Origin of the sequence: Polaromonas sp., from assembly GCF_036676035.1 — a bacterium.
Classification (GTDB): Bacteria; Pseudomonadota; Gammaproteobacteria; order Burkholderiales; family Burkholderiaceae_C; genus Polaromonas.
This window is the reverse complement of the sequence record NZ_JAKFDR010000073.1, coordinates 14,822-39,829: the sequence shown is the minus strand read 5'-3', so window position 1 is coordinate 39,829 and position 25,008 is coordinate 14,822. Positions and strand designations below refer to the sequence as shown.

The 25,008-nt window shown below is 63.4% G+C and carries 30 protein-coding genes, 1 tRNA gene and 1 pseudogene; 20 read left to right on the top strand and 12 right to left on the bottom strand.

The genetic code is table 11. From position 1 onward, the window contains the following. Positions 1–105: 105 nt before the first annotated feature. From V6M61_RS12240 to V6M61_RS12220, 5 genes are all read left to right on the top strand, one after another. Entirely contained in the window at positions 106–879 is a 774-nt protein-coding gene (locus tag V6M61_RS12240) for an aldolase (protein WP_332776875.1), read from the top strand. Between the two features lie 31 nt (positions 880–910). Next, positions 911–1,882: a Bug family tripartite tricarboxylate transporter substrate binding protein gene (locus tag V6M61_RS12235; protein ID WP_332776852.1), complete on the top strand. Its 972-nt coding sequence runs from the start codon at positions 911–913 to the stop codon at positions 1,880–1,882. A 33-nt stretch (positions 1,883–1,915) separates the two neighbouring features. After that, positions 1,916–2,716: a transporter substrate-binding domain-containing protein gene (locus tag V6M61_RS12230; protein WP_332776851.1), complete on the top strand. Its 801-nt coding sequence runs from the start codon at positions 1,916–1,918 to the stop codon at positions 2,714–2,716. 213 nt (positions 2,717–2,929) lie between these two features. After that, positions 2,930–3,466, top strand: coding sequence for a dihydrofolate reductase family protein (locus V6M61_RS12225; protein WP_332776850.1), 537 nt, complete (start codon positions 2,930–2,932; stop codon positions 3,464–3,466). A gap of 35 nt (positions 3,467–3,501) precedes the next feature. Further along, entirely contained in the window at positions 3,502–4,035 is a 534-nt protein-coding gene (locus tag V6M61_RS12220; protein ID WP_332776849.1) for a TetR/AcrR family transcriptional regulator, read from the top strand. 297 nt (positions 4,036–4,332) lie between these two features. Here V6M61_RS12220 and V6M61_RS12215 read toward each other — a convergent pair. Then, positions 4,333–4,409: transfer RNA gene (locus V6M61_RS12215), tRNA-Ala, on the bottom strand. Positions 4,410–4,541: 132 nt separating this feature from the next. Further along, the gene (cynS, locus tag V6M61_RS12210) at positions 4,542–4,985 is read right to left on the bottom strand and encodes a cyanase (protein WP_332776848.1); all 444 of its coding nucleotides are present in this window, start codon (positions 4,983–4,985) and stop codon (positions 4,542–4,544) included. Between the two features lie 192 nt (positions 4,986–5,177). On the opposite strand from cynS, the gene V6M61_RS12205 reads away from it, so the two are divergent. The 5 genes from V6M61_RS12205 (at position 5,178) to ptsP (ending at position 9,868) form a co-directional block, all read left to right on the top strand. Beyond that, positions 5,178–5,729, top strand: coding sequence for a hypothetical protein (locus tag V6M61_RS12205; protein WP_332776847.1), 552 nt, complete (start codon positions 5,178–5,180; stop codon positions 5,727–5,729). Positions 5,730–5,764: 35 nt separating this feature from the next. Next, positions 5,765–7,114 (top strand): MFS transporter, encoded by a 1,350-nt coding sequence (locus tag V6M61_RS12200; RefSeq protein WP_332776874.1) that lies wholly within the window; start codon positions 5,765–5,767, stop codon positions 7,112–7,114. Next, positions 7,111–7,554: a PTS sugar transporter subunit IIA gene (locus tag V6M61_RS12195; protein WP_332776846.1), complete on the top strand. Its 444-nt coding sequence runs from the start codon at positions 7,111–7,113 to the stop codon at positions 7,552–7,554. The genes V6M61_RS12200 and V6M61_RS12195 overlap by 4 nt, the downstream gene beginning before the upstream one ends. Then, on the top strand, positions 7,523–7,792 hold the full coding sequence (locus V6M61_RS12190; protein WP_332776845.1) for an HPr family phosphocarrier protein: 270 nt from the start codon (positions 7,523–7,525) through the stop codon (positions 7,790–7,792). The genes V6M61_RS12195 and V6M61_RS12190 overlap by 32 nt, the downstream gene beginning before the upstream one ends. Positions 7,793–8,098: 306 nt before the next feature. Further along, complete coding sequence (ptsP, locus tag V6M61_RS12185; RefSeq protein ID WP_332776844.1) at positions 8,099–9,868, top strand: phosphoenolpyruvate--protein phosphotransferase; 1,770 nt, start codon at positions 8,099–8,101, stop codon at positions 9,866–9,868. Positions 9,869–9,902: 34 nt separating this feature from the next. Here ptsP and V6M61_RS12180 read toward each other — a convergent pair whose 3' ends face one another. After that, positions 9,903–11,279: an L-serine ammonia-lyase gene (locus V6M61_RS12180; protein WP_332776843.1), complete on the bottom strand. Its 1,377-nt coding sequence runs from the start codon at positions 11,277–11,279 to the stop codon at positions 9,903–9,905. Between the two features lie 179 nt (positions 11,280–11,458). Here V6M61_RS12180 and V6M61_RS12175 point away from each other — a divergent pair. The 5 genes and pseudogenes from V6M61_RS12175 to V6M61_RS12155 form a co-directional block, all read left to right on the top strand. Continuing rightward, a pseudogene (locus V6M61_RS12175) lies at positions 11,459–11,717 on the top strand (putative PEP-binding protein); the annotation flags it as partial. Positions 11,718–12,022: 305 nt separating this feature from the next. Then, positions 12,023–12,487: a Spy/CpxP family protein refolding chaperone gene (locus V6M61_RS12170; RefSeq protein WP_332776842.1), complete on the top strand. Its 465-nt coding sequence runs from the start codon at positions 12,023–12,025 to the stop codon at positions 12,485–12,487. Continuing rightward, positions 12,480–12,938 (top strand): DUF4260 family protein, encoded by a 459-nt coding sequence (locus V6M61_RS12165; protein ID WP_332776841.1) that lies wholly within the window; start codon positions 12,480–12,482, stop codon positions 12,936–12,938. The genes V6M61_RS12170 and V6M61_RS12165 overlap by 8 nt, the downstream gene beginning before the upstream one ends. Before the next feature lie 51 nt (positions 12,939–12,989). Beyond that, complete coding sequence (locus V6M61_RS12160; protein WP_332776840.1) at positions 12,990–13,679, top strand: response regulator transcription factor; 690 nt, start codon at positions 12,990–12,992, stop codon at positions 13,677–13,679. Then, positions 13,676–14,995 carry a sensor histidine kinase gene (locus V6M61_RS12155; protein WP_332776839.1) on the top strand — a complete coding sequence of 440 codons (1,320 nt, stop codon included), beginning with the start codon at positions 13,676–13,678 and terminating at the stop codon, positions 14,993–14,995. The genes V6M61_RS12160 and V6M61_RS12155 overlap by 4 nt, the downstream gene beginning before the upstream one ends. A gap of 32 nt (positions 14,996–15,027) precedes the next feature. On the opposite strand, the gene V6M61_RS12150 is transcribed toward V6M61_RS12155, so the two are convergent. The 9 genes from V6M61_RS12150 to V6M61_RS12110 all read right to left on the bottom strand — a co-directional run bounded on the left by V6M61_RS12150 (position 15,028) and on the right by V6M61_RS12110 (position 21,877). Beyond that, the gene (locus tag V6M61_RS12150) at positions 15,028–15,897 is read right to left on the bottom strand and encodes a DMT family transporter (RefSeq protein WP_332776838.1); all 870 of its coding nucleotides are present in this window, start codon (positions 15,895–15,897) and stop codon (positions 15,028–15,030) included. Between the two features lie 104 nt (positions 15,898–16,001). Beyond that, positions 16,002–16,715, bottom strand: coding sequence for an AraC family transcriptional regulator (locus V6M61_RS12145; protein ID WP_332776837.1), 714 nt, complete (start codon positions 16,713–16,715; stop codon positions 16,002–16,004). 1 nt (position 16,716) lies between these two features. Then, positions 16,717–17,760, bottom strand: coding sequence for an L-glyceraldehyde 3-phosphate reductase (mgrA, locus tag V6M61_RS12140; RefSeq protein ID WP_332776836.1), 1,044 nt, complete (start codon positions 17,758–17,760; stop codon positions 16,717–16,719). 3 nt (positions 17,761–17,763) lie between these two features. Further along, on the bottom strand, positions 17,764–18,774 hold the full coding sequence (gene lipA / locus V6M61_RS12135; RefSeq protein WP_332776835.1) for a lipoyl synthase: 1,011 nt from the start codon (positions 18,772–18,774) through the stop codon (positions 17,764–17,766). A gap of 24 nt (positions 18,775–18,798) precedes the next feature. Continuing rightward, positions 18,799–19,536: a lipoyl(octanoyl) transferase LipB gene (gene lipB / locus V6M61_RS12130; RefSeq protein WP_332776834.1), complete on the bottom strand. Its 738-nt coding sequence runs from the start codon at positions 19,534–19,536 to the stop codon at positions 18,799–18,801. A 2-nt stretch (positions 19,537–19,538) separates the two neighbouring features. After that, complete coding sequence (locus tag V6M61_RS12125; RefSeq protein ID WP_332776833.1) at positions 19,539–19,868, bottom strand: YbeD family protein; 330 nt, start codon at positions 19,866–19,868, stop codon at positions 19,539–19,541. After that, the gene (locus tag V6M61_RS12120; protein WP_332776832.1) at positions 19,865–20,767 is read right to left on the bottom strand and encodes a D-amino acid aminotransferase; all 903 of its coding nucleotides are present in this window, start codon (positions 20,765–20,767) and stop codon (positions 19,865–19,867) included. The genes V6M61_RS12125 and V6M61_RS12120 overlap by 4 nt, the downstream gene beginning before the upstream one ends. A 56-nt stretch (positions 20,768–20,823) precedes the next feature. Next, on the bottom strand, positions 20,824–21,366 hold the full coding sequence (locus V6M61_RS12115) for a DUF2062 domain-containing protein (RefSeq protein ID WP_332776831.1): 543 nt from the start codon (positions 21,364–21,366) through the stop codon (positions 20,824–20,826). 76 nt (positions 21,367–21,442) lie between these two features. Then, positions 21,443–21,877 carry a DUF4149 domain-containing protein gene (locus V6M61_RS12110; protein ID WP_332776830.1) on the bottom strand — a complete coding sequence of 145 codons (435 nt, stop codon included), beginning with the start codon at positions 21,875–21,877 and terminating at the stop codon, positions 21,443–21,445. A 284-nt stretch (positions 21,878–22,161) separates the two neighbouring features. Between V6M61_RS12110 and V6M61_RS12105 the strand changes: the two genes are divergently transcribed. From V6M61_RS12105 to V6M61_RS12085, 5 genes are read left to right on the top strand one after another with little or no spacing between them, the layout of a single operon-like run. Then, positions 22,162–22,665, top strand: a complete 504-nt coding sequence (locus tag V6M61_RS12105; RefSeq protein WP_332776873.1) for an ATP synthase subunit I — start codon at positions 22,162–22,164, stop codon at positions 22,663–22,665. Between the two features lie 38 nt (positions 22,666–22,703). Then, positions 22,704–23,606, top strand: a complete 903-nt coding sequence (gene atpB, locus V6M61_RS12100; protein ID WP_332776829.1) for a F0F1 ATP synthase subunit A — start codon at positions 22,704–22,706, stop codon at positions 23,604–23,606. 41 nt (positions 23,607–23,647) lie between these two features. Continuing rightward, positions 23,648–23,893 carry a F0F1 ATP synthase subunit C gene (gene atpE, locus V6M61_RS12095; protein WP_332776828.1) on the top strand — a complete coding sequence of 82 codons (246 nt, stop codon included), beginning with the start codon at positions 23,648–23,650 and terminating at the stop codon, positions 23,891–23,893. Positions 23,894–23,930: 37 nt separating this feature from the next. Continuing rightward, the gene (locus V6M61_RS12090) at positions 23,931–24,401 is read left to right on the top strand and encodes a F0F1 ATP synthase subunit B (protein ID WP_332776827.1); all 471 of its coding nucleotides are present in this window, start codon (positions 23,931–23,933) and stop codon (positions 24,399–24,401) included. 45 nt (positions 24,402–24,446) lie between these two features. Next, positions 24,447–24,977 carry a F0F1 ATP synthase subunit delta gene (locus V6M61_RS12085; RefSeq protein ID WP_332776826.1) on the top strand — a complete coding sequence of 177 codons (531 nt, stop codon included), beginning with the start codon at positions 24,447–24,449 and terminating at the stop codon, positions 24,975–24,977. Positions 24,978–25,008: the final 31 nt, after the last annotated feature.

The window sequence follows — 25,008 nt, the reverse complement described above, 5'->3', positions numbered from 1 at the left end:
ACCTTCGCGGCCCGCGATGGCAAGCGTTCCGAAAGGTCACTTGCGAACGAAGCCGCGTGAGTTGAATATGGGGCCTGCGAGAGAAAGGAATCACCAGTGAACGCCATGGCAGGCAGGCCGAAATCCGAGTACGACGCGAAGTTCCGCGCCGATCTGGACAAGTTCGTGCAGATGACCGGCTGGACGCTGCAACAGAAGGTGGCGCTCACGTGCCGCGTCCTCGATCGCGATGGCCACGAATCCGCGCTCGCGGGCCAGGTTTCGACGCGCGGGGAGAAGCCCGGCACCTACTGGACGCTGCGCTTCGGGCTGGGCTTCGACGAGGCCCGCGAGAGCAACATCCTGCTGATCGACGATGACTTGAACGTCCTCGCGGGCGAGGGCATGGCCAACCCCGCGAATCGATTTCATCTGTGGATCTATCGCGCCCGTCCCGAGACCGGCGCGATCGTGCACACCCATCCGCCGCACGCCTCGGCGCTGTCGATGATCGCGGAGGAACTCATCGTGTCGCACATGGACACCTGCGTGCTGTACGAGAATTGCGCTTATCTGCCCGAGTGGCCGGGCGTGCCTATCGGCGACGAGGAGGGCGAGATGATTTCGGCCGCGCTGGGCGACAAGCAGGCGGTGCTGCTCGCGCACCACGGCCTGCTGACTGCGGCGAAGACGATCGAGGACGCGGCGGTGCTCGCGTTCTACGTTGAGCGCGCGGCGAAGCTGCAACTCATGGCGCGAGCGGTGGGGCCGATCAAGCGGGTGAAGCCGGAACTCGCGCGCGAGGCCCGTAGCTATCGCGGCAGTCCCAAGTACATCGCTGCGACGTTCAATTACCTCGCGCGGCGCGTGCTGCGGGAGGCGCCGGATTGTCTGAACTGACGCCGCAGTTGATTCCAACCAAGGAATGAAAATGACACACCTCTCAATGCACCGAATTTGCGCGGCACTGCTCGCGCTTGCAGTCGCGACGGTGTCGGCGCAAACCTACCCGAACAGGGCGATTCGCATCGTCGTGCCCTACCCGCCGGGCGGCGGCGCCGACATCACCGCGCGGCCGATCGCCCAGATGCTCAGTGAACGCTTGGGCCAGCCGGTCATCATCGAGAACCACGGCGGGGCGAGCGGCATGATAGGCGCGGACATCGTCGCCAAAGCGCCGCCCGACGGCTATACGCTCATGGTCAGTGCCTCGGCGGAAGTCGCGCTCAATGTCGCGCTCTTTTCGAAGATGCCGTACGACCCGGTCAGGGATTTCGCGCCGATCACGCTGGCGACGGTGACCCCGATGGCGCTCGTCGTGCATCCTTCGGTGCCCATCACATCGTTGAAGGAATACATTGAGCTCGCAAGGGCGAAGCCCGGATCGATGGCGTTCGGCTCGGTCGGCGCCGGCACCCCCCACCACTTCGCCGGCGAGTGGCTGAAGATGCTGACCCAGATCGACATCGTGCACGTGCCGTACAAGGGCTCCGGCCCCTTGGTCATCGATCTGCTCGGCGGGCATTCACCAAGCGGGTTTGCCACGCTGCTGCCGGCGATGCAGCATCTGAAGGCCGGCAAGTTGCGCGCCCTGGCGGTGACGACGCAAAAGCGCGTGCCGTTGCTGCCGGACGTGCCGGCGCTCGCCGAGACGCTGCCCGGATTCGACATCAGCCAGTGGAACGCGGTGTGGGCGCCGGCCGCGACGCCGAAGGACGTGCTCGACAAGCTGAGCACGGAAATCACGCGCATCGTGCAGTCGCCCGACTACAAGGCGCGCATGGCGGAGCAGGGCAGCGAGGCCATCGGCAATTCGCCATCAGAACTGGCGGCCTTTCAAAAGGCGGAAATCGACAAGTACCGCAAGATCGCGCAGCAGGCGAACATCAAGGCCGACCAGTAAAGGGATAGGAAAGTAATTTCAAAGGAGAACGCCATGCGAACGATTCATTGGCTGATGACTGGGATACTTGGGCTGGTGCTGGCGGGCTGTGCGGGCATCAGTACCGCCCCCACACCGGAAGCGCGACAGGCCTTGGCTCCAACCGGCAAGCTTCGCGTTGGGCTCCTGCTTGGCAGTCCCACACACGTGATCAAGGATGCCGCGTCGGGCGAGATGAAAGGGGTGGGATTTGACCTCGGAAAAGAGTTGGCCCGGCGCATGGGGGTTCCGTTTGATCCGATCATTTACCCATCGATCCCGGCCCTCCTCGACAGCGGAAAATCCGGCGCCTGGGACGTCACCTTTATTGGGTTTACGCCTGGGCGCGCGAAGGATTTCGATTTCGCCACGACGCACCTGGAAGTCGAATTCGGCTACCTCGTCCCAGCCGGTTCTTCCATCTCAACCATGGCTGATGTGGATCGCCCCGGAATTCGGGTTGCCCTGCAGGAGAGGTCCGGCCCGGATGTCTTCTTTACACCCCTGCTGAAAAATGCCGTGCTGGTCCGTGCATCAAGCAACCCTGGCACCTTGGATCTGCTGAAATCCGGGAAAGCAGACGTCATGGGCAGCATCAAGCCCATCCTGTTCGAATTGTCGAATCAGTTGCCCGGTTCCCGGGTTCTCGACGGTCGGCCTGGCATCGATCCGCACGCTATGGCGATGCCGAAGGGACGGGACCCCGGCGTGGCCTACGCGCGCAAATTCGTTGAGAACGCAAAGTCAGAGGGGCTGGTCAAGGCGGCGATCGAGAGGGTCGGAATGCGCGGCGCCCTTGCGAGCACCACGCAATAACGCGGAACTGGCCGGAACCTCGCGTGGCGCGGGGGAAAACTGGTGGAGCGACCAGATGCGGGTGCTCGACTGAGGCGACACCGGCCGTCGTGGAGCAGGGCAGCGAAGGCAGCCTGTCAGATGAGCGTGGCCGGCGCTTGAAGTGCTGGGGAGCCTTGTGTTCGGGCCGTGTTTGGATGAAAATATATACGCTGTATAAATAATGAGCATCCAATGATCACCACACATGTATTCATCGCCATCAGTGTGGATGGCTTCATCGCTCGGCCCGATGGCGACATCGGCTGGCTTCTGCAGCGCGATGACCCAACCGAGGATCACGGCTACTCAGATTTCATCGCCGACAAAGACATGATCGTGATGGGTCGGGGGAGCTATGAAAAGGTTGTGACCTTCGACAAGTGGCCCTACGACCGACCCATCCTCGTGCTGTCTAAACAACTTGCCGGCACGCTGGTGCCCGAGGCGCTGAAAGGAAAGGTCCGCTTCTCCAATCTCGCACCAAAGGACGCGTTGGAGGAACTGACTCGGCAAAACGTGCACCGGGTTTATGTCGATGGCGGGCGGCTGGTGCAGTCGTTCCTGCGCGATGGGCTGATCAATGACATGGTAGTTACAACTGTTCCTGTTCTGATCGGGTCTGGACGGCCGCTGTTTGGGCCACTGCCGCAGGACATTGATCTGGCACTGGTATCTAGCCGCAGCTTCCCTTCAGGTCTGGTGCAATCCACCTATCGGCTGGTCCCATGACCCGACCGCGTGGTCGTCCAGCCCGAGGGAAGGGAGTGGAGCGCGACGACATCCTGACCGCCGCGCTGACTCTGTTGGATGAAGGTGGGGGGCAAGGGTTGACGATGCGCGCGCTTGCCACTCGGCTGGGCGTCACTCCGATGAGTCTTTATCACCACGTGGAAGATCGCACCGGGTTGCTGCGGGCGCTATCGGACCGGGTGTATGCCGAGGTGCTGGAGACAACAGGCAGGCCAGCAGACCATCGGGCGGAAATTCGGGCGATTCTGACCCGCTATCACAACGCCGTCGGGAGGCATCCGCAGCTAACGCTGACTATCTTTGCCGAACCGGAGGCGTTTGCCGGGGTGAGCCGCCAGATCACCGACCGCCTGACCTCGCTGCTGGCAGAGATCACGGCCGAGCACATCCTTTGGCGCGACATTCTGGTTGACCATGCACATGGCAGTGGTCTGGCCCTCGCCACGGCCCGAGGTGATCAGAAGCAGGCCGAATCCATGCGAGAACAATATCAGCATGCGCTGGATCGCTTGCTAGACCAATTGCTAGACCAATTGGTGGAACCCTGAAGGCAAGGAACCGAACAGGGGGCAGCATCGAACGTTTTCTCGTCTTCGCGTTCTGGCCGCCTCCGCTACAGCAGTTCCCAACTACAACCGGACGCCTCTAAACCCGCACCAGCAAAGGAACTGGCCTCAAGAACGCTCGCGAGACCACCGGAGAAAACGGAGAACAGAGAGGCGTCGGCGGGGGTAGAGATGCGGGGTTCGCAGGGACAGCGCTCGCGAGGCAAAGCCCGAAATCCGCGCCAACACTGGCGCTTTGGGAAAAAAGTCCCAACCGATAAGGGTTGGGATTTCAAATATTGGTGGAGCGGATGAGGATCGAACTCACGACCTCTGCATTGCGAACGCAGCGCTCTCCCAAACTGAGCTACCGCCCCACACACCTTGAATACTAATCCGGATCGCCGGCCAGTGCATGCGACTTGTGCGCCCTCACCCGCGGCCCGGCGGACGGGGTGCCAGTCCACTGGTCACCCTCGGCCGCTGCATCACGGGCTAGGCAGGTTTCCTCAGTAGGTTTTATACGGCAGGAACTTTCCCGACAGCACGACATTGACGCGGTCGCCCTTGGGGTCGGGCTGGCGTACGATGTTCATGGAAAAATCGATCGCGCTCATGATGCCGTCGCCGAACTCCTCATGAATCAGCTCTTTGATGGTCGTGCCGTAGACGCTGACGATTTCATACCAGCGGTAGATCAGCGGATCGGTGGGCACGGGGGTGGGCAGCGAGCCCTTGTATGGCACGACCTGCAGCCACTTTTGCTCTTCGGCCGTCAAACCGAAAATCTTGCCGACGACTTTGGCCTGCTTTTCATCCAGCGTCATCTGGCCCAGGCAGGCGGCGGTTGTCCACTCTTTGCTGAGGCCCACCTTCTTGGCGACCGACTCCCAGGTGATCCCCTTGGCGACTTTGACGGTGATGATTTTCTCGGTGATGTCGTTGCGGTTCATGAATGCTCCCGTGTTTAAAACATGTGAAGTCACGCGTTCGGTGGCATGACTTCATGCCTGCCAAAAAAGCAAGCATCGTGCCCAGACTGGTGCAAAACGTGCAGGGTGGTGAGCGCCCAAGCGCGGTGCTCGAATGCCTGTAAAGTTCAATGCTTGCTTACTATCTCTGTCCATAAGGCTATAGAGCGCTTGATGCCACGACCGACCTTGACTCTTTCCGCTGCAGGGGTGGCGGCGCTGCTGGCGCTCGCCGCCTGCAGCCCCGCTTTCAACTGGCGCGAGGTGCGGCCCGAGCACACCCGGCTCCATGCCTTGTTGCCCTGCAAGCCCGACAAGGCCCAGAAAACCGTGCCATTGGGTGGGCAGCCCACGGTGCTGTCCATGCTCGGCTGCGACGCCGCGGGCGCGACCTTTGCCATTGCGGTGGCGGATATTGGCGATGCGGGCCAGGCGGCCGACGTGCTGGCCAAGTGGCAAAGCGCGACCTTGCTGAACATGAGGGCGCCACTGCTGGACGCTCCCGGCAGCAGCAGCCAGAGCAGCTCCTTGCCCTTGCCCGGTGCGGCCGCGCAACCGCCCGCCGTGCTGGTCAAGGCGCAGGGCCGGCGCGCGGATGGCCGGGCCGTGCTCAGCCAGGCCGCTTACTTTGCGCAGGGCTCGCAGGTGTTCCAGGCGGTGATTTATGCCGAGCAGCTCAAGCCGGAGGTGGCCGAAACCTTTTTTGCGGGATTGAGGTTTCAATGAACACGACAGCCGCAAGCGCCGCCGTGCGACCCGGCATGGAGCCGCCAGGCCTGGACGGGCAACTCGAAAGAAAGGGCGCCATCGTCGTTTTTCTGGCCTTTGCAGTCGCCTACTTTTTATCGGCGCTGGTGCGGGCCATCACCGCCACCTTGTCGCCGGTTCTGACGCAGGACTTTGCCCTGCACGCGCGCGATCTGGGCCTGCTGGCGGGCGGCTACTTTCTGGGTTTTGCCGTCACCCAGCTGCCGCTGGGCACCTGGCTGGACCGCTACGGCCCCAAAAAAGTCATTTTGTGCTTTCTGGCAGTGGCCGTGCTGGGCTGCCTGGCGTTTTCCATGGCCACCAGCTTTGTCTGGTTGCTGGCGGCGCGCGTGCTGGTGGGCATGGGGGTGAGTGCCTGCCTGATGGCGCCCCTGACCGGCTACCGCCGCTGGTTTGACGGCGCGACCCAGCTGCGGGCCAATTCGTGGATGCTGATGACAGGCTCGCTGGGCATGCTGGCGTCCACGCTGCCGGTGCAGTGGCTGATGCCGCTGCTGGGCTGGCGCCCCCTGTTCTGGATGCTGGCGGCCATGATTTTTCTGTCCATGGTGCTGATTGCGTGGGTGGTGCCTGGTTGGGCCCCCACGCTTGTCGCTTCGCGTGCCTTCGGCGGTGCGCTGCCCCTTTCACGACGAAGAGGGGCTAATTTTCCTGGGGGCGGCCCGTCGGAAAATTCCGCTCTCTCGCTCGCCGTCTCAGACGTTGCGCCGCCTTTTTCCGCACCGCCTAGTTATGCCCAGATCTGGCGCAACCGCTATTTCCAGAGCTTGGCACCCCTGGGGTTTTTCAGCTACGGCGGCATGGTGGCCATGCAGACCTTGTGGGCCGGGCCCTGGATGGTCAGGGTGGCCGGCTACACGCCGCTGCAAGCCGCCACCGGCCTGTTCTGGATCAACGCCACCATGCTGTGCACCTTCTGGACCTGGGGCATGGTCAATCCGTGGCTGGCGCAGCGCGGCTGGAACACCAACCGGCTGCTGACCTGGGGCGTGCCGTCCAGCCTGGTCATGCTGGCGATCAATATTGCCGCAGGGCCCGCCACCGGCTGGCCGGGCTGGGCCCTGTTTTGCATGTGCTCCAGCTTCATGGGCCTGTCCCAGCCGGCGGTGGGCATGGCTTTTCCGGCCGCGCTGGCCGGGCGCGCCCTGTCGGCCTACAACCTGGTGATTTTTGCCGGCGTGTTTGTCGTGCAGTGGGGCATTGGGTTGCTGATCGATGCTTTTCGGGCGGTGGGCCTGGGCGAGGTGCTCAGTTTTCAGGCTGCCATGGGCGTGTTTTTGTGTTGCTGTATCGCCTCATACGCCTATTTCCTGAGCGTGAAGACCGATAATTCATTGCAATGAACGGCATTCTCATCATCGCCCACGCACCCCTGGCTTCGGCCTTGCGGCATTGTGCTTTGCATGTGTTTCCCGACAATGCGGCTACCGTGGCCGCCCTGGACGTGCAGCCCAACATGCCGCCCGAGGAAACGCTGGCGCAAGCCCGCGTCATGCTGACGCAACTGGGCACCGCCAACGTGCTGGTGCTGGTCGATGTATTTGGCGCCACGCCCTGCAATGTGGCGCAAAAACTGGCCGATGGCGTTCACACCAAGCTGATCACCGGCATCAACCTGCCCATGTTGCTGCGCACGGTGTCCTACCGGCATGAGTCGCTCGATGCGTTGGTGGCGCGCGCCCTGATTGGCGCCACCCAGGGGGTGATGCAGGTGGCCATCACCGCACCGCAAAATCAGACACGCAAAAACCATGATCACGACCACCATAATCATCAGCAATAAACTAGGACTACATGCCCGTGCATCGGCCAAACTCACCAAACTCGCTGGCAGCTTCCCCTGTGAGGTCTGGATGAGCAAGGGCGAGCGCCGCGTCAACGCCAAAAGCATCATGGGCGTCATGATGCTGGCCGCCGGCCTGGGCAGCACGGTCGAGGTGGAAACCAATGGCGCCGACGAACAAGCCGCGATGGACGCACTGCTAGTGTTGATTAATGACAAATTTGGAGAAGGTGAGTGATATGGCCCCCACGCTTGTCGCTTCGCGTACTGCGCTGGACGTGCCGCTGCGAGACGCAGCGGCTCTTCCGTCCGTCCAAGCCTGCGCAGGCAGGCTTGGAGCCGCGGACGTCAGCCCCGAGGGGGCTGTGCTTGCTCGGGGCGGCCCTTCGCGGCGCACGGTCGTCTCGCGTGCCTTTGGCGTTACATGGCCCCTTTCCCCACGAAGAAAGGTAGCGCTTGCATGGGGCGGCCCGGCGGGAAACTGTGCTGCCCGTTGGTGGGCCTTTTATTGCGCTGAGTTGGCATTTTTTTCCAGGAGATCTGAATGACTTTTTCGGTTCACGGTTTGGCTGTTTCCAGGGGCATCGCCATCGGGCGGGCCGTGCTGGTAGCGTCCAGCCGTGCCGATGTGGCGCATTACTTCATTGATGCGTCCAAAACCACCGAAGAGGTGCAGCGCGTACGCATGGCCCGCAACGCCGTCACGGAGGAAATCACCCGTGTGCAGCACGACCTGCCCAAGGACGCGCCGCACGAGCTGGCCGCGCTGCTCGACGTGCACCTGCTGCTGCTGCAGGACGAGCAGCTGATCAGCGGCGTGAAGCACTGGATCATCGACCGGCATTACAACGCCGAATGGGCGCTGACCACGCAGTACGAAATCATTGCGCGCCAGTTCGACGACATGGAAGACGAGTACCTGCGCGAGCGCAAGGCCGATCTGGAGCAGGTGGTCGAGCGCATCTTGCGCCACATGAAGGGCGTGGCCTCGCCGGTGCAGCCGGCCGCGCAAGCCGGCGCCTCGCGCAAGAAGTCGCAGCAGGACCTGCTGCTGGACGACACCATGGACGTGCCGCTGGTGCTGGTGGCGCACGACATCTCACCGGCCGACATGCTGCAGTTCAAGCAAAGCCTGTTTGCCGGTTTTGCCACCGACGTGGGCGGCAAGACCTCGCACACGGCGATTGTGGCGCGCAGCATGGACATTCCGGCGGTGGTGGGCGCGCGCAGCGCCAGCCAGCTGATCAAGCAGGACGACTGGGTCATCATCGACGGCGATGCGGGCGTGCTGATCGTCGATCCGTCGCCCATCATCCTGGCCGAATACGGCTTCAAGCAGCGCCAGGGCGAGCTCGAACGCGAGCGCCTGAACCGCCTCAAGCACACGCCTGCGCTCACGCTCGACGGGCAGAAAGTCGAGCTGCTGGCCAACATTGAAATGCCGGAGGACACGCTGGGCGCCGTCAAGGCCGGGGCCGTGGGCGTGGGGCTGTTCCGCAGTGAATTCCTGTTCATGGGCCGCAGCGGCCAGCTGCCCGATGAGGAAGAGCAGTACCTGGCTTACCGCAAGGCCATTGAAGGCATGCATGGCCTGCCGGTGACGATTCGCACGGTGGACGTGGGCTCGGACAAGCCGTTCGACAAGCCGGCGGGCCGGGCGCAGGAGGGCCATCTGAACCCGGCGCTGGGCTTGCGCGCCATCCGCTGGAGTCTGGCCGATCCGCCCATGTTCCTGACCCAGCTGCGCGCGATTTTGCGCGCCGCGGCGCACGGGCAGGTCAATCTGCTGATTCCGATGCTGGCACACGGCAGCGAAATCCGCCAGACCCTGGCGCTGATCGACCATGCCCGTGCGCTGCTCGACAACAAGGGTGTGGCCTACGGCCCGGTGCGCCTGGGCGCGATGATTGAAATCCCCGCAGCAGCGCTCACGCTCAAACTGTTCCTCAAGTACTTTGACTTCCTGTCGATCGGCACCAACGACCTGATCCAGTACACGCTGGCGATTGACCGGTCTGACGAGTCGGTGGCGCATTTGTACGACCCGTTGCACCCGGCCGTGCTGCGGCTGGTCGCCGACACCATTGCCGAATGCCAGCGCCAAGGCAAAGGGGTGAGCGTGTGCGGGGAGATGGCCGGTGATGTGAACATGACGCGTCTGCTGCTGGGCCTGGGCCTGCGCAGTTTTTCAATGCACCCGTCGCAGATCCTGGCGGTCAAGCAGCAGGTCCTGCGGGCAGATGCGGGCAAGCTGGTGCCCTGGGCCTTGCGCGTGCTGGCAGCCGAGGAGCCGGGCCTGGTGCTCGATATCTGAAAAACCTGCTGCTGAGAGCCTGCTCAGCAGGCTCTCAGCACTCCACTTGGCGCACGGACACCGTGATGGCCAGGCCGCCCAGCGAGGTTTCCTTGTACTTGCTTTGCATGTCCGCGCCGGTGCGGCGCATGGTTTCGATCGCCTGGTCCAGGCTCACCATGTGCGAACCGTCGCCCAGCATGGCGAGCGAGCAGGCGTTGATGGCCTTGACGGCGCCCATGGCATTGCGCTCGATGCAGGGGATTTGCACCAGTCCGCCGATGGGGTCGCAGGTCATGCCCAGGTGGTGCTCCAGGGCGATCTCGGCGGCATTTTCAATCTGCGTGTTGGTGGCGCCCAGCGCGGCCGCCAGGCCGGCCGCTGCCATGGCCGCGGCCGAGCCCACCTCGCCCTGACAGCCGACTTCGGCACCCGAAATTGAAGCGTTGCGCTTGCACAGCGCGCCCACGGCGGTGGCCGCCAGCATGAAGCGCTCGATGCCGGGCGCGTCGCCATCGCGAAAGTCCTGGTAGTAGCGCAGCACTGCGGGCACCACGCCGGCCGCCCCGTTGGTGGGCGCGGTGACGACGCGGCCGCCGGCGGCGTTTTCTTCATTGACGGCGATGGCGTAGACGCTGACCCAGTTCATCGCACCCTCGCTGGCGTGGGTGGGCGTGTGGCGCAAACGCTCGGCCACGCCTTTGGCGCGCCGGCTCACCTTGAGGCCGCCGGGCAGCATGCCGTCGGTGTGCATGCCGCGGTCAATGCAGTCAAACATCACGGTCTTGACCCGATGGATGAAGTCGCGCGTGGCGGCTTCGCCATGCAGGGCGATCTCGTTGGCCATCAGCAGCTGGTGCAGCGGTTGCCCGGCGGCTTCGGCCATGGCCAGCAGGCTTTCCATGGTTTCAAAATGGTGCGGCACGCGTTCCTCGACGCCGCGTGGGCTGCCCACAAAGGCCTCGTCGGTGTCCACCACAAAGCCACCGCCAATGGAGTACATGTCGCGCTCGCTGACCAGCTGGCCGCTGGCATCAAAGCTGCGAAAGCGCATGCCGTTGGAGTGCACCGGCAGCAGGTCGCTGCGGTTGAAAATCAGGGCGCGGTCCACATCAAACGGGATCGGTTTTTTGCCCAGCAGCACCAGCTCGCGCGCCGCGCGTATGGCCTGCACCCGCGCCGGCACGCCGGCCGTGTCGACCTGGTCGGGCAGCTCGCCGCACAGCCCGAGCAGGATGGCCACATCGGTGCCGTGGCCGTGGCCGGTGTGGGCCAGCGAGCCGTACAGCTCGACCTCCAGCCGTGCGATGGCGTCGAACTGTGCTGCGGGCAACTCCATCAAAAAGCGCCGCGCCGCGCGCATGGGCCCAACCGTGTGTGAACTGGAAGGGCCAATGCCGATCTTGAACATGTCAAACAGGCTGATGTACATGGAAACGCTTTTTGCTATGAAACAACCAGTTTGCCACGGATGCGGCTACCTGCGGCAATCGCAGGTTTTTAGCGGGTGCGCGTTCCGACGAGCGCCGCGCCCACGATCATGAACGTGGCCAGCAGCAGCGAAGCGCTGGGGCTGTCCTGGCGCACCAGCAACAGCAGCAGGGTGGACGCGTCGGCGCGGACAAGCCACTCGACCGCCTGGACAGGGCGCAGGACAGCCACCTCAACCTGGCGCTGGGCCTGCGCGCCATCCGCTGGAGCCTGGCCGATCCGCCGATGTTGTTGACGCAGTTGCGCGCCATTTTGCGGGCGGCGGCCCACGGCCAGGTCAACCTGCTGGTGCCCATGCTGGCCCATGTCAGCGAGATTCGCCAGACCATGGTGCTGATTGACCATGCGCGCGCAGCTGGACAACAAGGGCTTGCCCTATGAACAGTCCGCCTGGCCGCCAGCTGTTCGATGTTGGCCGCTATCAAAAACATAGCTCTTTGCGCCCGTTCTGTCTGGGTCAAAGCCATAAATGCCTTGTAAAACCCGGCCTGCCGGGGCGGGGCGGGGCGGGGCGGGGCGGGGCGGGGCAGGGCAGGGCTGGGCTGGGCTGGGCTGGGCTGGGCTGGGCTGGGCTGGGCGTGCGGTGAAACAAAGCGAAACATGCCGAAACCGGCGCGAAAAGACCTGCGCTGTCTGCGCGGGCACCATGCAAAGCCTCATCCACTCTTTTTGCAAGGTGCCTTCATGAAACGCTTGATCAAGAAAACCCTGCTCGGCCTTTTTGGCGGGGCGCTCATCGTCGGCAGCCTGGGCGCCTGCTCGCAGCGCGGCCCCGGCGGCTGGCACGCGGGCGCTGACGGTTCCCCGGAATTTCGCGCCCGCATGGTCGAGAAAGTCGGCTCCAAGCTCGATCTGGACGCGGCCCAAAAACAGAAGCTGGACGTGCTGGCCGACAAGCTTCAGGCCCAGCGCGCCGCGCTGCGCGGTGCAAGTGATCCGCGCGTGGCCGTTCGCGGCTTGTTTGTTGGCGACAAGCTGGACCAGGCGGGCGCCAAAAAGCTCATAGCCGAGAAAACCGCCGCCATCCAGGCCGGCAGCCCCGAGGTGATCGCCGCCGCCGCCGATTTCTTTGACAACCTGCGGCCCGAGCAGCAGCAGAAGGTGCGCGAGTTCATGGAACGCGGCCGCCGCTGGGGCCACCGTGGCTGAGGCGCTGCTAGTTGTCGCAAGGCGGGCAGCGCACGGCACCCGCCTTGAAGTCCTGAGCCACGCGAAGACCGGCAGCGTCAGTCGTGGGGTGCGCACCGTTCTGCGCCTGGAAGGCCTGGCCGTTTTCGCAGTCGCCGTGGCGGCGTATGCGCAGTTTGGCGCAGGCTGGGGCTTGTTTGCCTGGCTGTTCCTGCTGCCCGACCTGTCTTGTCTAGCCTACCTGGTCGGGCCACGCGCCGGTGCAGCCGCATATAACGCCGCGCATTCCTACGCCGGTGCCCTGGGGCTGCTGGCCGCCGGCGTGCTGGGGGCCATGCCCTTGGTGCTGGCTGTGGCGCTGGTGTGGTGCGCGCATATCGGTTTTGACCGCGCGCTGGGCCATGGGCTCAAGTACGCGGCGGGCTTTGGCGAGACGCACCTGGGACGGTTGGGACGGGCAGACCCCTGGTGAGCGACATCCAGCGGCCCCTGTAGATCGTGAACAGGCTCTTATGATGGACCTATGCCCCGTATTTTGCTGATTGACGACGACGAGCATCTGGCCGCACCGCTGGCGGCTTACCTTGCACGCTTTGAGCTGGTGCTGGAGAGCGCCACCCGGCCCAGCGCGGGGCTGGCCCTGCTGCGTGCCACGGCCTACGACGCGGTCATCCTGGACGTGATGCTGCCGGAGATGGACGGTTTTGCCCTGTGCCGCGAGATTCGCAAGGAAAGCGACATTCCCATCGTGATGCTGACGGCCCGGGGCGATGTGATGGACCGCGTGGTCGGCCTCGAACTTGGCGCCGACGACTACCTGCCCAAACCGTTCGAGCCGCGCGAGCTGGTGGCGCGCTTGCAGACCATCTTGCGCCGTCAGCGCGCGGTGCCCGTCCCAGCGCAAAACCAGCGCCTGGTGTTTCAGGGGCTGGCCATCCATCTTGAAACACGCGAAGTCATGAAGCATGGCCTGCCGGTCGAGCTGACGGGCACCGAGTTCGAACTGCTGGCGCTGCTGGCCGCCGAGCCCGGCAAGGTGTTCAGCCGCGACGACATCCTGAACCACTTGCGCGGTCACGAGGCTGATCTGTACACGCGCGCCGTGGATATCGTGGTGAGCCGCCTGCGCAAAAAGCTGGAGCCGCTGGACTGCATCAAGACCTTGCGCAACGCCGGCTATGCGCTGGCGATGGGCCGGGGCGAGGCGCGATGAAGAAGGTGGCGCGGCACCCCTGGCGCCATCGCTGGCGCCATTCGCTGCGGCTGCGGCTGATCACCGTGTTCGTGCTGCTGGCGCTGGCCATGGGCGTGGTGTTCCTGGGCGGCATGCAGCGGGCCTTCTCGACCGGTTGGCGCGATGCCGCGCGCCCGCTCATCACCGACTACATGGACCGGCTGGTGGCCGAGCTGGGCACGCCCCCCGACGTGGGCCGCGCCCAGGCGCTGGCAACGCGGCTGCCGATCGCGATCCGCATTGCCGGGCCGCAGGTCAACTGGCAATCGCATCCGGACCGGCCAGACTGGCGCAACCGGCCCGCTTTCGAGGGGCGCGCGAGTGACTGGCTCAGCCGCAGCACCGCCGACGGCCACCGCGTGAGCTTTGGCCTGGGTACCGTGGCCTGGCAGGGCGGGCCGCACGGCATTGGCTGGATCACGCTGGCCTTGCTGCTGGCCCTGATTGCCGCCGCGTATGTGTATGTGCGCCGCCTGCTGCGCCCGCTGGACGACATTCGCGCCGGTGCCGAGCGCTTTGGTCGCGGCGTCTTTGACGCGCCGATTCCGCTGCGCCGGCGCGATGAACTGGGTGATCTGGCTCAGCGCATCAACACCATGGCGCACGACATCGAAGGCATGCTGGACGCCAAACGCGGGCTGCTGCTGGCGCTCAGCCATGAGCTGCGCTCACCGCTGACACGGGCGCGCCTCAATGCCGAACTGCTGCCCACCACGGCGCAGGGGACTGGCGCGGCTACAGGGGGAGGTAATCGCGAACGCGCCGCGCTGCTGCGCGACCTGGGCGAGATGCGCGACCTGATCAGCGACCTGTTGGAGAGCGAGCGCCTGGCCAGCCCCCATGCCGCCTTGCAGCGCGAGTCGAGCGATCTGGCGGCGCTGGTGCTCGAGACCGTGGCCGACCTGCCGACGGCCGCTGGCGTTGTGCTCGACCTGGCCCCTGGCCTGCCGCTGATTGCGCTGGACCGCACGCGCATGCGCCTGTTGCTGCGCAACCTGCTCGACAACGCCTTGCGTTACAGCGTCGATGCCGCGCAGCCGCCGCGCATCGCCCTGACCCGGGAGGCCGGCGGAGTGATGCTGGAAGTGCGCGACTTCGGCCCCGGGGTCGATGCCACGCAGCTGGAACGGCTGACCGAGCCTTTTTACCGCACCGACAGCGCCCGCCAGCGCGCGACCGGCGGTGTCGGGCTGGGCCTGTACCTGTGCCAGTTGGTGGCGCAGGCGCATGGCAGCCGGCTGGAGGTGCGCCGTTGCGAGCCCGGTCTGAGTGTGCGATTGCTATTAAATTTGTAGCGAATTACGCCCGTAAACACTTGGCGAAAGTCCTATTTGGCCCTTGTTCCCAGCAACGCCGCGCCAATGATCATCAGCGCCGCCAGGCCAATGCTCCAGCTCAGAGCGCGACCTGTCACCAGCATCAAGAGGGCGGTGGAGCCGAGTGGCGTGAGGTAGCTCAGGATGCCGATCTGCCGCGCATCACCGAGTTTGAGCGCCTTGTCCCACAGAAAAAACGCCGCGCCCAGCGGGCCCAGTCCCATCACCGCCAGCAGCAGCCAGTCGCGTCCTGACAGCGCTACCTGCGGCTCCAGCGCCCAGTGGCATAGCAGCGACAGCAGGCCCGACACCAGGCCAAACAAGCCAATCGCCGCGGTGGGAAATCTTTTACCGGTCAACGCGGCACGTTTGGTTTGCAGCGAGTAGTTGGCCCAGATCATGGCGGAGGCCAGCGCCAGCAGGTAACCCAGGCCGGCGCCCCAGCCCGCGTGGTTGATCGCCCGGCCCGCGGGTTCACGTCCGCCCAGGATGGCAAGGGCCGCGCCGGCAAAGCCCACCAACGCTGCCGCGACATGGACGCCGCGCAGTTTGAAGCCTGGCAAGTACAGCGGCGCCAGCACCACGATCAACAAGGGCCACAGGTAGTTGACCAAATTGACCTCGACGGCCGGCGCGATGCGCAGACCCATGAACAGCAGGAAGTGAAAACCAAACAGGGTGAACACGCCCAGGCCGAGAGTGCCTGGCGCGACCTGCCATTGCCGCCGGTCTTTCACCACATGGGGCAAGGCAAGAACGCTGCCGATGATCAAGGCGAGACCCGTGAGCAGGAAGGGCGGCACATTTTTGAGCGACACCCCGAGCGAGGCGAGCGCGGCCCATAAGGCGATGGCGCCCAGTGCGTATAAATTGGCTGGCATGGCCCCAAGGATAGAGGCAGCTTGTGCGCCATATCGTCGCGCAAGCACGCTTTGCTGTTGCGCAACGACGGTTTGGTTTTGTCTGGCCTTCGGATGCGGCCGACCTATGCGGGCAACCCGTCTGGCCAATGCCGTCGCATCGCTGCCGTCAACGCAGACGGTGACTGGTAGCCGCAGCGCAGGGCGGCCTCGGTTACGCTGACGCCGCTGGCGCGCAGTTGCCGGGCTTGCACCAGGCGCTGGTGGCGCAGCCACTGCATCACGCTCTGGCCGGTTTCGCGGCGGCAGCGCGCTGCAAACTGGGTCGGGCTTAAAAACACCTGCGCTGCCAGTTGCGCCACGCTCAGCGGTTCATGCAGATGGCGCTGCGCCCAATCGGCAAGCTGCTGCCAGTCAATCAGGCGAACAGGGCGCTGGCTACACTGCGCGGCACCGAGCGACGGCGCGCGCCAGGCGTCCAGCAGCAGTGTCGGGGCGTAGTGCAGCGGCATCGCATCTGGTTGCTGCAGGGCGTGCACCAGGTAGCGGGCCAGCGCCAGCGCTTGGTCGGGACGGGCCGGTTGAGATGCACAACGAGCCCAGCCCTTGTCGGCAGTGTCCAGCACCAGGCAGCAACTGCCCGAACGGGCTTCAAAATCATGGCGTTCGCCGGGGGCAATCACGCAGCCGTCACCTGCGCCAATACGCTGGCCGCGGCCTTGTACTTCCAGTTCGAGCACACCATCCAGGCCCAGCAGCACCTGGAAATGGTCATGCGCATGGCTGCCGTGCGAAGCGCCATAGTGGCGCAGCGACAGCGAGCCGTGCACGCCGCGCATGTCAGGCCAGCCGCTGGTCGGTGGAAGGGCGCTTCCACAAGTTGATGCCGCCATCGACCGCGTGCTGGTCAATGGCTGCCAGCTCTTGCGCCGAGAAGCTGAGTTGCTGGAGTGCGCCTGCCAGTTCGACGATCTGCTCCGGACGGCTGGCACCAATCAGAGCGGAGCTTACACGCGCATCACGCAGCACCCAGGCAATCGCCATTTGCGCCAGGCTCTGGCCACGCGCACGAGCGATTTCGTTGAGTGCGCGCACATGCGTCAGGTTTTTCTCGCTCAGGTGTTCGGCCTTGAAGGAGCCGCCGCCGGGGCGGTTGATACGCGCATCAGACGGCGTGCCCTTGAGGTATTTGTCTGTCAGCAGGCCCTGCGCCAGCGCGCTGAAAGCGATGCAGCCCATGCCAGTCTCGCCCAGCGCGTTGAGCAGATCTTCCTCAATCCAGCGGTTCATCAGGCTGTAGGACGGCTGATGAATCAGGGCCGGTACCTTCATCGCGCGCAGCAGGGCCGCGGCTTCACGTGTTTTGGTGGCCGAGTAGCTGGAGATACCCACATACAGGGCCTTGCCCTGCTGCACCGCCGTGGCCAGCGCACCCATGGTTTCCTCCAGCGGGGTGTCGGGGTCAAACCGGTGCGAATAGAAAATATCGACGTACTCCAGCCCCATGCGCTTCAGGCTCTGGTCCAGGCTGGCGAGCACGTATTTGCGCGAACCACCGCCCTGGCCATAGGGGCCGGGCCACATGTCGTAGCCCGCCTTGCTGGAGATGATCAGTTCGTCGCGGTAAGGCCTGAAGTCGCGGCGCAGGTGTTCGCCAAAGTTGGTTTCAGCGCTGCCAGAGGGCGGGCCGTAGTTGTTGGCCAGATCGAAATGCGTGATGCCCAGGTCGAAAGCGGTGCGCAGCATGTTGCGCTGCACATCCATCGGGGTGGCGTCGCCAAAGTTGTGCCACAGACCCAGTGAAACCGCAGGCAGCTTGAGCCCGCTGCTGCCTACCTGGCGGTAGAGCATGGTGTCGTAACGCTGGGGAACTGCTTGGTACATGGTTTATGTTGTTGAGGAGCGGGTTGCGGCGACGGCCTCAGCCGCCGCATGGGCTTGCTGGTCCGCGTGATAACTCGAGCGCACCATGGCACCCACCGCAGCGTGGGAAAAGCCCATTTTGTAGGCTTCTTCCTCAAACATCTTGAAGGTGTCGGGGTGCACATAGCGGCGCACCGGCAGGTGGCTGGTGGAGGGCGCGAGGTACTGGCCGATGGTCAGCATGTTGATGTTGTGCGCGCGCATGTCGCGCATCACCTGCAGGATCTCTTCGTCGGTTTCGCCCAGGCCGACCATGATGCCGCTCTTGGTGGGCACGTCGGGGTGCAGCGCCTTGAATTTCTTGAGCAGATTCAGTGAAAACAGGTAATCGCTGCCGGGGCGCGCTTCCTTGTACAGGCGCGGCGCGGTTTCCAGGTTGTGGTTCATCACATCGGGCGGCGCGGCTTTCAGGATTTCCAGCGCACGGTCGTCGCGGCCGCGGAAGTCGGGCACCAGGATTTCGATGGTGGTGCCGGGGGAGAGCTCGCGTATTTTCTGGATGCACTCCACAAAATGGCCGCTGCCGCCGTCACGCAGGTCGTCACGGTCCACGCTGGTGATTACCACGTACTTGAGCTTGAGGGCGGCAATCGTGCGGGCCAGGTTGAGCGGCTCGTTCACGTCCAGCGGGTCGGGCCGGCCGTGGCCCACGTCGCAAAATGGGCAGCGGCGCGTGCACTTGTCGCCCATGATCATGAAGGTGGCCGTGCCCTTGCCGAAGCATTCGCCGATATTGGGGCAGCTGGCTTCTTCGCAGACGGTGTTGAGCTTGTTTTCGCGCAGGATCTGCTTGATTTCGTAAAAGCGGGTGCTGGGGCTGCCGGCCTTGACGCGGATCCAGTCAGGCTTTTTGAGCACCTCGGCGCGCTCGACCTTGACCGGGATGCGCGACAGCTTGGCTGCGGCTTTCTGCTTGGCCAGCGGGTTGTAGGTCTCCAGGTTCTGGACTTCGCGGACGACTTCGGGTGTGCTCATGGTGTGTGTCTTAAGGGGGCAAGGTTATGGGGCCAGGTAAGTGATGAGTTTTTGACCCAGCACATCCGCCGCCTCTTGCCACGTGACAGATACGCCGATTGTACGAAGATCGACCGTTTGCAGCCCGGCGTAGCCGCAGGGGTTGATGCGGGTAAAGGGTTCCAGGTCCATCGCCACATTGAGCGCCACGCCGTGGTAGCTGCAGTGGCGGCTGACCTTGATGCCCAGCGCGGCGATTTTCCCCAGGCCGCGAAACGGGTCACCCTCACCCCCGCCCTCTCCCGCAAGCGGGAGAGGGGGCCGTTCACTCCCTCTCCCGCTTGCGGGAAAGGGTCGGGGTGAGGGCTGCTGCAGGCGCGCGTGCGAAAAGGGGTCGTCGAGCCGCACATAAATGCCCGGCGAACCCGCGACGCGGTGGCCGGTGACGCCAAAATGCGCCAGTGTCCGGATCACGGACTCTTCGATCCGGTAGACATATTCCTTGACGAAGTAGCCGGCGCGCCGCAGGTCGATCAGCGGGTAAGCCACCACCTGTCCGGGGCCGTGGTAGGTCACCTGGCCGCCCCGGTTGGTCTGCACCACGGGGATGCTGCCGGGACTCAAAATATGGTCTGTTTTACCCGCCAGCCCTTGCGTATAGACCGCCGGATGCTCACAAATCCATAGCGCGTCCGGAGCGTCGGGCGTGCGCAAGGCCGTGAAGTCCTGCATCTCGGCGTAGGTGGGCGGGTAGTCGACCCGGCCCTTGACAAGCAGCTCCATGCTCAGAGCACGACCTTCACCAGGGGGTGGGTCGACAGCGTGCGGTACAGCTCGTCGAGTTGCTCGCGGCTGGTGGCGGTCACGGTCACGGTCACGCCCAGGTACTTGCCGCCCTTGCTCTCGCGCAGCTCGATGGTGGTGGCGTCAAACGCCGGGTCAAACTGCCTGGCAATCAGGGTGATGGCGTGCACCAGGTCGTCCGTTTTGCTGCCCATCACCTTGATGGGAAATGGCGACGGGTACTCGATCAGCGAGTCTTTGCGTGGCTGCAGCGGGGGCTGGGCGCTGGTGTCGGGGGCAGGCGTGGGGGCGGGGGTGTTGGATGGGCTCATGTGGAAAGATCTCGTTTGGCTTGCTGGTAAGCGGCGTGCAATTGGGCATAGATGGGGCCGGGCGTGCCTTTTCCAACCGCCCGGCCGTCCAGCAAGGTGACCGGCAGGACTTCCTTGGTGGCCGACGACAGCAGCAGCTCGTCGGCGTCAAAAACTTCTTCGCGGCTCAGGCGGCGCAGCTCAAAATCGATCTCGGCCGCGCGGCACATCTCTTCGATCAGGCCGTAGCGTATGCCTTCGAGCACCAGGTGGTCTTTGGGTGGGCCCATGACCTTGCCGTTTTTAACCACCCAGACGTTGCTCGATGAGGCTTCGCTCAGGTGCTCGCCGCGGAACATGATGGTTTCCAGCGCGCCGGCGTCCACGCTGATCTGGCGCGAGAACACCGCGCCCAGCAGGCTGGTGCTCTTGATGTGAGCCTTTTCCCAGCGGAAGTCGTCCGCCGTCACGCAGGCCACGCCTTCGCTGCGTTGCTGCGCGCTGGGCAGCTTCATGGCGTTGGTCATGACAAACACCGTGGGCGTCAAGCCGGGCAGCATGGGGTGGTCGCGCAGGGCCACGCCGCGGGTGATCTGGATGTAAATCAGTTGATCACTCATTTCGGGAGTGGTCCCCGTCGATTGTGCGTAGTCAGCTATCAATTTGAGAGCGATTTCATGCCACTGGGCATGCGACAGCGGGTTGGCGATGCGCAGCTCGGCCAGGCTGCGGCTAAGGCGCGCCATGTGCTGGGCAAAGCGGAACAGCCGGCCGCCGTACACGGGCACCACTTCGTACACGCCGTCACCGAAGATGAAGCCGCGGTCCAGCACGCTGATCTTGGCGTCTTTCAGGGCGGTAAATTCACCGTTGAGGTAGCAGGGCGTGTCGGGCAGTTGACTGGTGTGGGGGAGGGTCATGGTGCAAAAAAAAAGGAGTTTGTCGAAAAGAAGTTTGCAAAAGGCTCGTGGCTGGCTTAGCGGTGGCGGCGTTTGAACCAGACGCGCAGACGCCAGATCAGCTTGACGCTCACATAGCCTGTTGCCGCGCCGGCCACGGCCAGCATGCCCATGCCCAGCAGGGCGGGCCCGCCAAAAGCCTCCAGCCAGTTCAGAAAGCTCACACTTTGCACGGGCGGCGGCGCTGGCGCATCCAGCAGCCGGCCGCCGACTTTATAGGCCAGCCACAGCCAGAAGCCGATCGTGAAGGGATTGGTGATCAGCGTCGTGCCGACGGCGACCGGGATATTGCCACGCCACCAGATGCAGTGAACCGCCGCCGCCACCATCTGGGCAAATGGAATGGCAAACGCCCAGAAGATGCCGATGGCCACGCCCCGTGCCACGGCTTCATGCTGCACATGCCACAGCGCGGGGTCGAGCACGTGGTGCGCCACCGGCTTGAGCCAGGGGTGCGCAGCGAGCACTTCGCGGGTTTCCACATTGTTCTTAAAGCCATTTTTCCAGAAGGATGAATTCTGGGTTTTGTCGGTTTTTGACGATGACTTTGGTGTTTTCATGACGATTTCATTGGAAATGGCGTCTGGTCAAGATAGTCAGTGGGATGGCCGGGTTGACGTGATGGGGCTGGGGCGCTTAAACAACGAACAAAACGGCGGCGATGGCGATCGCCGCCAGTGCCAGGTTGACCGTGGCCAACGTGGCGATCTGGCCCGTGCGCCGCCCACCTTCGGGCCAATCGGCGGCTGCGATGGCTTGCTTGAGGCGCTTGTAGGGACCAAAGTACAGGTGGCCAAACAGCGCAAACATCAGCAAACCGAGGCCCAGCATGAGGTGCCAGCCGAGCGGCGCGTTTTTCATGCCGACCGCCAGCAGCATGGCCAGCCCGGTGAGCAGCAGGGTGCCGATGCTGATCCAGACCAGGGTGAAAAACCGGCTCAGCACCAGCGCGATCAGCGGCAGGCGCTGCGGTGGCTGCAGCTGGGTGGTGACGGCAGGGCGAAGCGCAAACAGCATGAAGACGATGCCGCCCAGCCAGACAACGGCAGCGGCAATGTGGAGGAACTTCATCAGGGCAGACATGTTTTCTTTCGGGCGCAGGCTGGACTTGGCAGGAACTCGGGCCCGCCGGGCAGGACGAGCTGGAGATAAGAGGTAATTGTCGCCTGCAATGTAAAACGCTTCTAATTTAGGCAGTATTTCGGTGCCCAGCCCAAAACCTTGACGGCGCGCGCGGGTTTCTACGTATAATCAGAGGCTTTGCTAGGCAAAAGAAATCCGGGAATTTTGTAACCTGCATGTAATTTGTAATGTCCAAAATCGCCCATTCAGCCATTTTGAACGTACCGCACAACATGTCGGCGCATGAAGACAAGCGAGAAAAGCAGGAAGCGCAGGAAGAGGGCGACGAAGGGTTTACGCCGCTGACGCGCGAGGAGGCCCAAAAGCTGTCCTCGCAGTTGAGCAAGGCCAATCCCTTGGCGTCTCCCTGGCGGGTGCTGGCGGTGCAATCGCTGGCGGGCTGCCTGGTGGCGCTGCTGGCCTGGGGTTTGACGGGCCGGGCGGAAGCCGGCTGGTCGGCGCTGTACGGCGCTTTGTCGGTGGTGATTCCGGCGGCGCTGTTTGCGCGAGGTATGAAGCGCGGGTTGGCGGCAGGTGGTGCCGGAGCCGCGATGGCAGGTTTCTTTTTCTGGGAAGCAGTCAAGATTGCTTTGACGGTGGCGATGCTGTTCGCCGCGCCAAGGCTGGTTGCTTCGCTGAGCTGGCTGGCCCTGGTGGCTGGCTTCGTGGTGACGATGAAGGTGGTTTGGGTGCTGTTGCTGTTTCGCCCCAAGCGCCGGCCATCGGACACGGTTTGAGTTAAACGTAGTATTTGGAACAGGCGAACTGGTGATTTATGGCTGCTGCTGAACATTCTGGAACCCAAGGTCCTGTCGCTGGCGATTACATCGTTCACCATTTGCAGCACCTGCAGAAGGATTTCTCCTTTCAGAGCGTCAAGCAAAGCAGCATTGTTGACTTCAGTCTCTTCAATCTGGACTCCCTGATTTACTCCATCATTCTGGGCGTGCTGGGCTGCTACTTTCTGTGGCGCGCGGCTCGCAAGGTGACTTCCGGCGTGCCCGGTCGCTTCCAGGCGGCGGTTGAAATCATGTCCGAAGTGGTCGAAACCCAGGCCAAGGGCGTGATCCACAATGCCCAGAGCCGCAAGCTCGTGGCTCCGCTGGCGCTGACCGTATTTGTCTGGATTTTCCTGATGAACAGCATGGACTTTCTGCCTGTGGACGTGCTGCCGCGCCTTTGGGCCGAAGCTTACGGCGCTGCCGGCCATGATGCGAGCCACGCCTACCTGCGGGTCGTGCCCACGGCCGACCTGTCCACCACCTTCGGGCTGTCGATCAGTGTGCTGCTGGTTTGCCTGACCTACAACGTCAAGATCAAGGGCGCGGGCGGCTGGGCGCACGAGCTCGTGGCTGCGCCCTTTGGCGATAAAGTGTATTTGTACCCGTTCAACCTGCTGTTGCAGACGATCGAGTACTTCGCAAAGACCGTTTCCCACGGCATGCGATTGTTCGGCAACATGTTTGCCGGCGAGTTGGTATTCATGTTGATCGCCTTGATGGGCGGCACGTGGGCCTGGCAGTTCAACCCGTTGGCGGGTGGTTTCTGGCTGGGTGTTGGGCATGTCATTGCCGGAACCGCGTGGAGCATCTTCCACATTCTGGTGGTCACGCTGCAAGCCTTCATCTTCATGATGTTGACGCTGATTTACGTGGGGCAAGCCCACGATAAACACTAACTTTTTTCGTTTTTACTTTTCCGTACTTTTTAGGAGCAATCATGGAAAACATTCTCGGCCTCGTCGCACTGGCTTGTGGTTTGATCGTTGGTCTGGGCGCTATGGGCGCATCCATCGGCATCGCGCTGATGGGCGGCAAATTCCTCGAGTCTTCGGCTCGCCAGCCTGAATTGATGAACGAACTGCAAGTCAAGATGTTCATCTTGGCCGGTCTGATCGATGCTGCGTTCCTGATCGGTGTGGCTATTGCCCTGCTGTTCGCTTTCGCCAAACCTTTCGCCATCTGATTTTGGGCGACCTTTCACGAGCGAAAGGGCTTGAACCGTGAACATTAACGCAACCCTGTTCCTGCAGGCTGTCGTTTTTGCGATTCTGGTGTGGTTCACGATGACATACGTGTGGCCCCCGATCACAAAAGCGCTGGACGAGCGGGCTCAAAAAATCGCTGACGGCCTGGCCGCCGCCGAGAAAGCCAAGTCTGAACTGTCTTCCGCCAACAAGCGGGTAGAGCAGGAGCTGGCCAAATCGCGCGACGAAAATGCCGTACGCCTGGCTGATGCCGAACGCCGCGCCCGCGCCATCATCGATGAGGCCAAGGCGCGCGCGGCCGAAGAAGGCAACAAGATCATCGCTGCCGCCCAGGCAGAAGCCGAGCAACAAACGGTCAAGGCCCGTGAGACATTGCGCGAGCAGGTCGCGGCACTGGCCGTCAAGGGTGCCGAGCAGATTCTCCGCAAGGAAGTCAATGCTGGCGTCCATGCCGATTTGCTCAGCCGTCTGAAGACTGAACTTTGATCGCGCTTTTGACCCAGGCTGTCATCCAAGTTAAAGAAGCAAATCATGGCTGAACTCGCAACTATTGCCCGCCCTTACGCTGAAGCGCTGTTCAAGGCTTCGGCGTCCGACCTTGCCGGCACTGCCGTGTGGCTTGATGAACTTGCAGCGGTTGCCGGCAATGCGCAACTGCAGCAGTTCGCCGACAACCCGAAAGCCAGTGTGGCGCAGGTTTTCGACGTGGTGACGGGCGTGACCAAGTCGGCGCTGCCGGATGCGGGCAAAAACTTCCTGCGCACGGTCATCGAAAATGGCCGTCTGAGCGTGCTGCCAGAAATTGCCAGCCAGTTCCGCGTGCTCAAAAACGCCGTGGGCGGCTCCGCTGACGCCACGGTGTTCAGCGCGTTTCCGGTCGAGGGTGCGGCCCTGGCCGATGTGGCCGCCATGCTGGAAAAGCGCTTTGGCCGCAAGCTCAATGTCAAGGTGGTGCTGGATCCGGCGCTGATTGGCGGTATTCGTGTGGTGGTGGGTGACGAGGTGCTGGACACCTCCGTCAAAGCCCGTTTAGAGCAAATGAAAGTGGCGCTAATTTCCTGATCCGGCGCGCCTGCGCTGACCTCAAGTTTTT

Bases quoted from the DNA above. Each gene is read 5' to 3' on its own strand.
- V6M61_RS12205 (WP_332776847.1), top strand. From the start codon at position 5,178: ATGCCACGACCGACCTTGACTCTTTCCGCTGCAGGGGTGGCGGCGCTG.
- V6M61_RS12145 (WP_332776837.1), bottom strand. From the start codon at position 16,715: ATGCGCGGCGTGCACGGCTCGCTGTCGCTGCGCCACTATGGCGCTTCG.
- atpB (WP_332776829.1), top strand. From the start codon at position 22,704: ATGGCTGCTGCTGAACATTCTGGAACCCAAGGTCCTGTCGCTGGCGAT.
- V6M61_RS12240 (WP_332776875.1), top strand. From the start codon at position 106: ATGGCAGGCAGGCCGAAATCCGAGTACGACGCGAAGTTCCGCGCCGAT.
- lipB (WP_332776834.1), bottom strand. From the start codon at position 19,536: ATGGAGCTGCTTGTCAAGGGCCGGGTCGACTACCCGCCCACCTACGCC.
- V6M61_RS12200 (WP_332776874.1), top strand. From the start codon at position 5,765: ATGGAGCCGCCAGGCCTGGACGGGCAACTCGAAAGAAAGGGCGCCATC.
- V6M61_RS12180 (WP_332776843.1), bottom strand. From the start codon at position 11,279: ATGTACATCAGCCTGTTTGACATGTTCAAGATCGGCATTGGCCCTTCC.
- V6M61_RS12085 (WP_332776826.1), top strand. From the start codon at position 24,447: ATGGCTGAACTCGCAACTATTGCCCGCCCTTACGCTGAAGCGCTGTTC.
- lipA (WP_332776835.1), bottom strand. From the start codon at position 18,774: ATGAGCACACCCGAAGTCGTCCGCGAAGTCCAGAACCTGGAGACCTAC.
- mgrA (WP_332776836.1), bottom strand. From the start codon at position 17,760: ATGTACCAAGCAGTTCCCCAGCGTTACGACACCATGCTCTACCGCCAG.
- V6M61_RS12155 (WP_332776839.1), top strand. From the start codon at position 13,676: ATGAAGAAGGTGGCGCGGCACCCCTGGCGCCATCGCTGGCGCCATTCG.
- ptsP (WP_332776844.1), top strand. From the start codon at position 8,099: ATGACTTTTTCGGTTCACGGTTTGGCTGTTTCCAGGGGCATCGCCATC.
- V6M61_RS12235 (WP_332776852.1), top strand. From the start codon at position 911: ATGACACACCTCTCAATGCACCGAATTTGCGCGGCACTGCTCGCGCTT.
- V6M61_RS12110 (WP_332776830.1), bottom strand. From the start codon at position 21,877: ATGAAGTTCCTCCACATTGCCGCTGCCGTTGTCTGGCTGGGCGGCATC.
- V6M61_RS12195 (WP_332776846.1), top strand. From the start codon at position 7,111: ATGAACGGCATTCTCATCATCGCCCACGCACCCCTGGCTTCGGCCTTG.
- V6M61_RS12225 (WP_332776850.1), top strand. From the start codon at position 2,930: ATGATCACCACACATGTATTCATCGCCATCAGTGTGGATGGCTTCATC.
- V6M61_RS12190 (WP_332776845.1), top strand. From the start codon at position 7,523: ATGATCACGACCACCATAATCATCAGCAATAAACTAGGACTACATGCC.
- V6M61_RS12120 (WP_332776832.1), bottom strand. From the start codon at position 20,767: ATGACCCTCCCCCACACCAGTCAACTGCCCGACACGCCCTGCTACCTC.
- V6M61_RS12105 (WP_332776873.1), top strand. From the start codon at position 22,162: ATGTCGGCGCATGAAGACAAGCGAGAAAAGCAGGAAGCGCAGGAAGAG.
- V6M61_RS12150 (WP_332776838.1), bottom strand. From the start codon at position 15,897: ATGCCAGCCAATTTATACGCACTGGGCGCCATCGCCTTATGGGCCGCG.
- V6M61_RS12160 (WP_332776840.1), top strand. From the start codon at position 12,990: ATGCCCCGTATTTTGCTGATTGACGACGACGAGCATCTGGCCGCACCG.
- V6M61_RS12125 (WP_332776833.1), bottom strand. From the start codon at position 19,868: ATGAGCCCATCCAACACCCCCGCCCCCACGCCTGCCCCCGACACCAGC.
- V6M61_RS12230 (WP_332776851.1), top strand. From the start codon at position 1,916: ATGCGAACGATTCATTGGCTGATGACTGGGATACTTGGGCTGGTGCTG.
- cynS (WP_332776848.1), bottom strand. From the start codon at position 4,985: ATGAACCGCAACGACATCACCGAGAAAATCATCACCGTCAAAGTCGCC.
- V6M61_RS12115 (WP_332776831.1), bottom strand. From the start codon at position 21,366: ATGAAAACACCAAAGTCATCGTCAAAAACCGACAAAACCCAGAATTCA.
- atpE (WP_332776828.1), top strand. From the start codon at position 23,648: ATGGAAAACATTCTCGGCCTCGTCGCACTGGCTTGTGGTTTGATCGTT.
- V6M61_RS12170 (WP_332776842.1), top strand. From the start codon at position 12,023: ATGAAACGCTTGATCAAGAAAACCCTGCTCGGCCTTTTTGGCGGGGCG.